This is a genomic window from Flavobacterium sp. (assembly GCF_023151265.1).
Taxonomy (GTDB): domain Bacteria; phylum Bacteroidota; class Bacteroidia; order Flavobacteriales; family Flavobacteriaceae; genus Flavobacterium.
The window spans coordinates 1-8,343 of record NZ_JAKLJH010000118.1 but is presented as its reverse complement, the minus strand read 5'-3'; the positions used below and the strand labels follow the sequence as shown (position 1 = coordinate 8,343).

The 8,343-nt window shown below is 32.2% G+C and carries 4 protein-coding genes and 1 pseudogene; 1 reads left to right on the top strand and 4 read right to left on the bottom strand.

From position 1 onward, the window contains the following. From L6Q46_RS10830 to L6Q46_RS10815, 4 genes are all read right to left on the bottom strand, one after another. Positions 1-510 (bottom strand): aminodeoxychorismate/anthranilate synthase component II (locus tag L6Q46_RS10830; RefSeq protein WP_291284313.1); only part of this gene is annotated, 510 nt, incomplete at its 3' end. Between the two features lie 71 nt (positions 511-581). Continuing rightward, positions 582-1,982: an anthranilate synthase component I family protein gene (locus L6Q46_RS10825; protein WP_291284312.1), complete on the bottom strand. Its 1,401-nt coding sequence runs from the start codon at positions 1,980-1,982 to the stop codon at positions 582-584. 205 nt (positions 1,983-2,187) lie between these two features. Then, positions 2,188-4,590, bottom strand: a complete 2,403-nt coding sequence (locus tag L6Q46_RS10820; RefSeq protein WP_291284311.1) for an alpha-ketoacid dehydrogenase subunit alpha/beta — start codon at positions 4,588-4,590, stop codon at positions 2,188-2,190. Positions 4,591-4,773: 183 nt separating this feature from the next. Beyond that, complete coding sequence (locus L6Q46_RS10815; protein WP_291284310.1) at positions 4,774-7,524, bottom strand: aminopeptidase; 2,751 nt, start codon at positions 7,522-7,524, stop codon at positions 4,774-4,776. A 245-nt stretch (positions 7,525-7,769) separates the two neighbouring features. Between L6Q46_RS10815 and L6Q46_RS10810 the strand changes: the two are divergent. Next, positions 7,770-8,343: pseudogene (locus tag L6Q46_RS10810) on the top strand (ribonuclease); the annotation flags it as partial.

Genomic DNA, 8,343 nt, shown 5'->3' with positions numbered 1-8,343 from the left:
TGGATGATATTGAACGCCTCGAATATCAAAATGAGCATGTTTCATTGACATAATTTGACCGTTTTCATCTGTAGAAGTTACGATTAAATCGGCAGGAAGGTTTTCATTCGAAACCACCCAAGAATGGTAACGCCCAACTTCAAATTCGTTTGGTAAATCATTGAAAATAAAGTCGTCTTCGGTTTTTGTGACTTTGGTTGCTACACCGTGATACACTTTTTCTAAGTTGGTTAAAGTGCCACCAAAAACTTCTCCAATCGCTTGTAAACCTAGGCAAACTCCGAATATACTTTTAGTAGCAGCATATTTTTTGATAACGTCTTTCAACAAACCCGCTTCATCTGGAATTCCTGGTCCTGGAGAAAGTAGAATTTTATCGAATTTTTCTAATTCATTCAACTCAAATTCGTCGTTTCTAAAAACGGTTACATTCGCATTCAAATCCTCTAAGTAGTGGACTAAATTGTAAGTAAAACTATCGTAATTATCTATAACTGCTATTTTCATAATTTTTGTTTCATGTTTTTTTTGTTTCAAGTTTCAAGTTCCAATTAACCTGAAACCTGAAACTTGAAACCTTTTTATATGTTTTCTGCTAAATCTAAAGCTTTTTGTAAAGCCCCTAACTTATTATACACTTCTTGCATTTCGTTTTCTTCAGATGAACTTTCTACAATTCCGGCACCAGCTTGAAAATGTAACTTATGATTTTTACTCAAAAAGGAACGAATCATAATGGCGTGATTGAAATTACCTTCAAAATCCAATACTCCGATGGCACCACCGTAGAAACTTCTGTTGGTTTTTTCGATGTTTTCAATCAATTGCATGGCTTTTACTTTTGGTGCTCCAGTTAATGTTCCTGCTGGAAATGTCTTCGCAACTAATTCCATAAAAGTATGATTTTCTTTTAATTTTCCAGATACTTTTGATACCAAATGAATCACGTGCGAGAAAAATTGCACTTCTTTGTATTTTTCTACTTTCACTTCATTGCAACTTCGGCTTAAATCGTTTCTTGCTAAATCGACTAGCATGACATGTTCGCTGTTTTCTTTGGTGTCTTCGCCTAATTTTTTGGCTAATTCCGCATCTTGTTCGTCGTTTCCTGTGCGCTTGAATGTGCCTGCTATTGGATGAATTTCGGCGAAATTATTTTTGATTACCAATTGTGCTTCAGGTGATGAACCGAATATTTTGAAATTTCCATAATCGAAATAAAACAAATACGGAGAAGGATTGATACTTCGTAAAGCTCTATAAACATTGAATTCGTCACCTTTAAAACCTTGTGAAAATCGTCTGGATAACACCAATTGGAATACATCGCCACGTAAACAATGTTTTTTTGCTAAAGAAACGTAGTTTTTGAATTCGTTATCAGTCAAATTAGATGTTCTGTTTCCTGATTTTTGAAACGAAAAAGAGGCAAAGTTTTTCGATTGTAATAATTGTTCGATTTCAGCGATATTGTTGCTTCCGTCAAAGCTATGACAGAATAAATACGCTTCATTTTTGAAATGATTAATAGCGATGATATTCTGATAAACAGCGTAATAAACTTCAGGAATTTCGTTTTCTGTTGATTTTTTAGCAATCGAAACTTTCTCAAAATACTGAATCGCATCATAAGCCAAATAACCAAACAATCCTTGTGTAATGAATTTAAAATCTGACTTTTCGGTTTCAAATTGATTAGAGAAATTTTCGATTTCTTTCGCTACGTTTACATCGGAATCAATTGGAATAATTTCAGAAAAACCATCTGGGAAATTTCTTTCAATTTTTTGATTTTCCACTTTAATAGAAGCAATCGGATTGAAACAGATGTACGAAAAACTATTATCATTCGCATGATAATCTGAACTTTCCAATAAAATGCTATTCGGAAATTTATCACGAATTTTCAAGTAAACACTTACCGGTGTGATGGTGTCCGCTAGAATTTGTTTGTAATGTGTATGTAATTTATATTTTTTCATAATTTTTGATTTTTGGCAATAAAAAAAGGCTTGTCGTGATTGACAAGCCTTTTCTATGTATTTGGTTTTAAATTATACTATAGCAGGTTTCGCTCACGAAGTTCGACGTAAGTTAGACCACCACCAAGTATTGTTTAAAATTGAAATCATTTTCTTAATTGTATGTTGCAAATATTTCTAATTAATTTTCGAATAACCAAATTTTTTAATACAAACTTGGATATTTTGTTGGATTTGCTTCATTCATCATGGCATATACTTTCTCAAAAATGTCTTCTGCTGAAGGTTTTGAGAAGTAATCTCCATCCGTTCCATAAGCTGGTCTGTGTGCTTTTGAAGCCAATGTTTGCGGTGCGCTATCTAAATGTTTATACGCATTTTGATTTTCTACAATTTCTTGTAAAATATATGCACTTGCTCCACCAGGAACGTCTTCGTCAATGACTAATAAACGATTCGTTTTCGCTACTGATTTTACAATATCATGATTAATATCGAAAGGTAATAACGATTGAATATCAATAATTTCAGCGCTAATTCCAACAGATTCTAACTCATTTGCTGCTTGTTCTACCAAACGTAATGTTGAACCGTAAGAAACTAACGTAATATCGGTTCCTTGTTTGATTGTTTCAACAACTCCAATTGGTGTTTTGAATTCGCCTAAGTTGGTTGGCATTTTTTCTTTCAAGCGGTAACCGTTTAAACATTCTACAACCAATGCAGGTTCGTCAGTTTCTAACAATGTGTTGTAAAAACCAGCGGCTTTAGTCATGTTTCTTGGAACCAAAACGTGAATTCCTCTGATGGCATTGATAATCATTCCCATTGGAGAACCTGAATGCCAAACGCCTTCTAAACGGTGACCACGAGTTCTGATGATTAACGGTGCTTTTTGACGACCCGCTGTTCTGTATTGTAATGTCGCTAAATCATCACTCATGATTTGAATAGCGTACAACAAATAATCTAAATATTGAATTTCAGCAATTGGACGTAATCCTCGCATTGCCATTCCAATTCCTTGACCTAAAATTGTAGCTTCACGAATTCCTACATCGGCAACGCGTAATTCTCCGTATTTTTCTTGCATGCCTTCCAAACCTTGGTTTACGTCACCAATGTTTCCTGAATCTTCACCAAAAATCAACGTTTCTGGATATTTTGAGAAGATGGCATCAAAGTTATCTCTTAAAACCAAACGTGCATCCACATCTTCCGCAGTTGCATCGTATGTTGGAGCAACTTCTTTGGTTTTTAAAACGGTTTTATTCGATTGCGAAAATAAGTGCGAACTGAATTTTGGTTGGATTTTCTCCGTATAATTTTCAATCCAAGTCGCTAAAGTAGCACGCGAATTTTCTTTGATAATCATGCGCAACACTTTACGAGCTGCAACTAAAATATCTTTACGAATTGGTTCTTTTATTGAAGCAACATCGTTAGCGATTTTTTCAATAAATACTTTGTTTTCACTTTGTGAAGCAATGGTATTTAACAAACCAACTAATTCTTGTTGTTCTGCTTTTGTTGGCGCTGTAAAGTTGGTCCAAGCGGCTTTTTTACCTTCTAAAACGTCTTTTTTAGCTTGGTTATCAATTTCTTCTAATTCTTCTGAAGTAGCGATATTGTTGTCGATTAACCAAGTTTTCATTTTAGCTAAACAATCAAATTCTGCTTCCCAAGCTAAACGTTCTGCATTTTTGTAGCGTTCGTGACTTCCAGAAGTAGAGTGACCTTGTGGTTGTGTTAATTCGCTCACGTGAACTAAAACAGGAACGTGTTCTTCACGCGCAATTTGCGATGCTTTTTGGTATGTTTCTACTAAAGCTGGGTAATCCCAACCTTTTACGCGTAAGATTTCGTAACCGTTATTTTCTTCATCTCTTTGGAAACCTTTTAAGATTTCAGAGATGTTTTCTTTTGTGGTTTGATGACGTGCGTGCACTGAAATTCCGTATTCGTCGTCCCAAACACTCATTACCATTGGTACTTGTAAAACACCAGCAGCATTAATAGTTTCGAAGAATAAACCTTCTGAAGTAGAAGCGTTTCCGATAGTTCCCCAAGCGACTTCGTTTCCGTTTTCGGAGAAGTTGGTTTGGTTGATACCTGAAACATTTCTGTATATTTTTGAAGCTTGAGCCAATCCTAATAAACGAGGCATTTGCCCAGCAGTAGGAGAGATATCAGAACTCGAATTTTTTTGTTGGGTTAAGTTTTTCCAATTTCCGTTTTCGTCTAATGAATGCGTTGCAAAGTGACCGCCCATTTGACGTCCAGCACTCATTGGATCAAAATTAATATCGGTATGACCATATAATCCAGCGAAGAATTGCTCGATATTCATAGCACCAATTGCCATCATAAACGTTTGGTCACGATAATATCCTGAACGAAAATCTCCGTTTTGAAATGCTTTTGCTAATGCTAATTGTGGCACTTCTTTACCATCGCCAAAAATTCCGAATTTGGCTTTACCTGTAAGTACTTCTTTTCTTCCAAGAAGACTACATTCTCTACTAATTCGGGCGATTTTATAATCGTTAATGACTTCTTTTTTGAAATCTTCAAAAGAAACTACTTCCGATGTTGTTGCTGTTTTCATAAGCCGTTTGTACGAAATTGATAATTCAACAAATTTAATTAAAACGACTTATAAAACAATACAGGGAGTGATATTTTTTTAATTATTATTAAATTATCAATGATTTTGATTTGAAAAACGCAATGAATTCATTAAAAAACGATTTTTAATTATTGAATTATCAAATAAATAGACAAAAATCTATTAAAACCATTTTCTGGTAAATAGTGAAATTAAAGTTTTAGGACTTAAAGTAACTACGAAACGAATTTGTTGACCATAATTAACATCGTCTAATGCAAAACCATTTGAAGAATAAACAGGTAAGAAAAGCTCAAAATAATCAGGAACAAGGTTCAGATGTAAGCCAGAATCATAAACAAATTTTGCGCTAGTGTATTGATTTTTAAACATTCCGGCATCGCCATAAATTTGAATCCAATTCCAAATATTGAAAGTCCCGTTTATAGTGGTCATCCATTGATTTGCAAATCTTGTATCTAATTTAGACTTGAACCCACCTTCAGCATAAACGTATTGTTGACTGTAAATTCCGGTTGTTTCGCTTCGTCCTAACAAATTATAATCAAACATATAATCGTTTGGTCTGTCTAACCCAAAACTGAAAAATTCGGAATTAGTACTTTTAAACATGAAGGCACCAGCATAAAGGCGTAAACTAATTTGTCTGTTGTTATTAAATAGTTTACGATAATGTACTTCTGTAGCAACTTTTCCGAAGGAATTCGAAATTTGCAAATCGTTTAAAATAGAAAAATGTTTGGTTCCTTCTGATTGGTAATTTCCGTATTTAAAATTAAAAATATTGTAATTTTCAGTATTTGAATCGGTTACTGACTCTAGTTTATCACGATTTACATATACTTGTCTTAATTGGATGAATTCGTTTTTGTTAGTTCTTAAATTTTCATCGCGAAATTTAAATTGCACTACAGGAATAAAGTAAGTATAGAAAGCGTCTTTTGTATAATGAAATCTGCTTCCAGTTACTAAATATCGAATGTTGTATAATTTACCTTTTTCGCGAATATTGTCATCAACAAAAGCAGAAAATTTACCTACAAGAGTTCCTGTATTACTTGAATACATTGGTGTAACGCTAAAACTAAATGGTTTGTTTAGGATTGATTTATTGTTGATTCGCATTCCTAAGGCAATACCATCATAAATATTAAATTCTACTTCTGGTACAAAAAATATTTGATTGTAATAAGGTTCTTCTAAATCTTTGAAAAAGATAAATTTAAAAGGACGATTATTAAAGAAAAAGCCTTTTAATGATTTCCAGTTGTTTCTTAAGTTGTATTCTGGAACTTCGTTATTGTAATTCAGAGTTAATTTATCGGCACCCATTCTTGGAATTACGATTGTGGAATCGGTTTTAATATTGGTTAACCAAATTTTATTAATTACCTGATCATCTTTCAATTGATATAACGAAATAGGAACATTTGTATTGGTTTTATTGATAATATTTACAGAAAGCGAATCTTCGGTTTTTGTTACTTTTCCAAATTTATAATCAATTAAATCGCGAGTTTCTATGACTGTTCTGAAAAACCAATCGATGTCTTTTGGACTATTTTTGATTAAAACGGTCTCAAACTGACGTGAATTAGTTCCTAAGTACTGATTTTCTTGAATATATTCTTTGATAGTATTGTGAACAATATTGTTTCCTAAATAACTATCAAGATATTTTATACTTAAACCAGCTCTGTATTTACTTGCAATTTGCTCATTGAATTTTATTAAACGGTTTTTAGGTTCGTTTAAAGGTTGATCTAAATTTTTTCGAGCCATCAACATATACAAATAGCTGTATTGTTGGTTAAAATCTAAATTGATAAAGTGGTATGATTTTAAGATTTTTAAATTCGCTACATTACCAGTCATTTTTAATTCTGGAAAATATTCATCAGCATATTGCATCATGATAAACATTTGAATTCCGTCATAAATCCAATAGTCTCGTCTTTGATTTAAGTTTAAATTTTCTTTTAAATAGTTGTTTAAATAGGTTTTTAGAAATTTCAATTCGAACATTAAATTATCTGAAAACGGACTCAAAAAACTAGGTAATTGATTTAATCCATAAAAAGGCTGACGGGCATAATCTTCTTGAGAAATTAAAATTTTAGAGGTAAGCGGTAAACCTAATTTTGAAGCTGTAAAACGACTTACTTTATCAAAAATAATGGCTTTATCAATATCGCTAACTCTGTTATCTTCAATGCCACAACTAACTTCGATAATTTCGTTTTTATAGGTTTGATAGGAATTGTTTGGTTGAACAGTGATAATTACTTCACTCTTATTTTTAGCATTTAATAGTATTTTTTTAGTGTTTTCAAGTTCAACAGTATTGATTTCTGATAAATTACTAGCTAAATTATGATTTATTGGAAGTTCAACTTCAATTTCAAAATCGGAAAAAGCATTTGGAATATCGTCTAAATTTTCATTGCTAAGTTGAACAAACTGCTTGTGTTCGTATCGAGAAGGATTTAGATACCAATTTTTTAGAATAATTTTTCCGTTTGTATCATAACCATAGCGAGTAAATTTAGCATCTGGAATTTTTACTTCGTAAACTAACGTGAAAGTTTGTTTTGAACAAGGTAAAATTGGTTGGTTTAATTCTAATTTAACCAAATCTACTTTTTCATTTGGTCTTATCCAATTAACGGATTGATAGTTAGCATCTACAACTGTTTTTATTGCTGTAAAGCCTCTTTCTTTTTCGCTAGCTAAATGAAAAGCTCTTACAAATTCGTCGGAATATTTTTTTGCTAAAGCTGAAGTTTTAGAAGAAAAGGCATTGTTCCAATCATTTAAAATAATATGTTTTAAAGTATCGTTACTCGTATTGTTAAAAGTAAGTACCTGATTAACCATAAGGGTTTTCGCTTCTGCATTAATTCTCACAGTCATTTTTGAAGAATGCTGAGAAAAAATCAGAATTGGAAATATTAAAAATACTATTTTGATTAGAAATTTCAAATTGAATGTATTGATTTTATGTTAGATGACAAATAAAGTAAAAAGTTGCTTTAAAATTGTGCAAAATATAAAAATACTCGTACAGTAGTCTTAAAAACGGCTTAAAAATAATTGAAATGGATGTTAAATAGAGTTTTTTCTAATTTAATATTCGTATTTTTGATAAAATTAGTTTTATGCCCCCTAAATTGCGCCCCCTTTTATTCCTATTTTTAGGAATGTTTTCTCATGCCCAAGTGGTTATTAATGAGATAGATTCTAACACGCCAAGTTTTGATCAATTAGAATTTGTTGAGTTAAAATCAACCACGCCAAATTTTCCTTTAGATGGTTATGTTTTAGTTTTTTTTAATGAAACAAATTCATCAAGTTATTATACAATTGACTTAGATGGATATGTAACTGATGTAAACGGAATAATTCATTTTGGAAATAATTTGGTTGCTCCTTCTCCTGTAGGAAATATACCAAATGAACAAATTCAAAATGGTCCAGATGTTGTTGCTTTGTATTTAGGGAATGCCACCGATTTTCCGTATACAAGTAATACAGGAACATTGGCAACTACAAACAACTTAATTGACGCTTTAGCTTATTCGGGAAGCAATACTCCTCCATCAAATTTAATGACGATTTTAGGCTTGTCTGTTTTTACTAATGAAAGCGCAACTTCAAATGTTGAAACTCATTCTATTCAAAGAAAAAATGATGGAACTTATGAAGTTAAGTTGCCAACCCCTGGAGTAAATA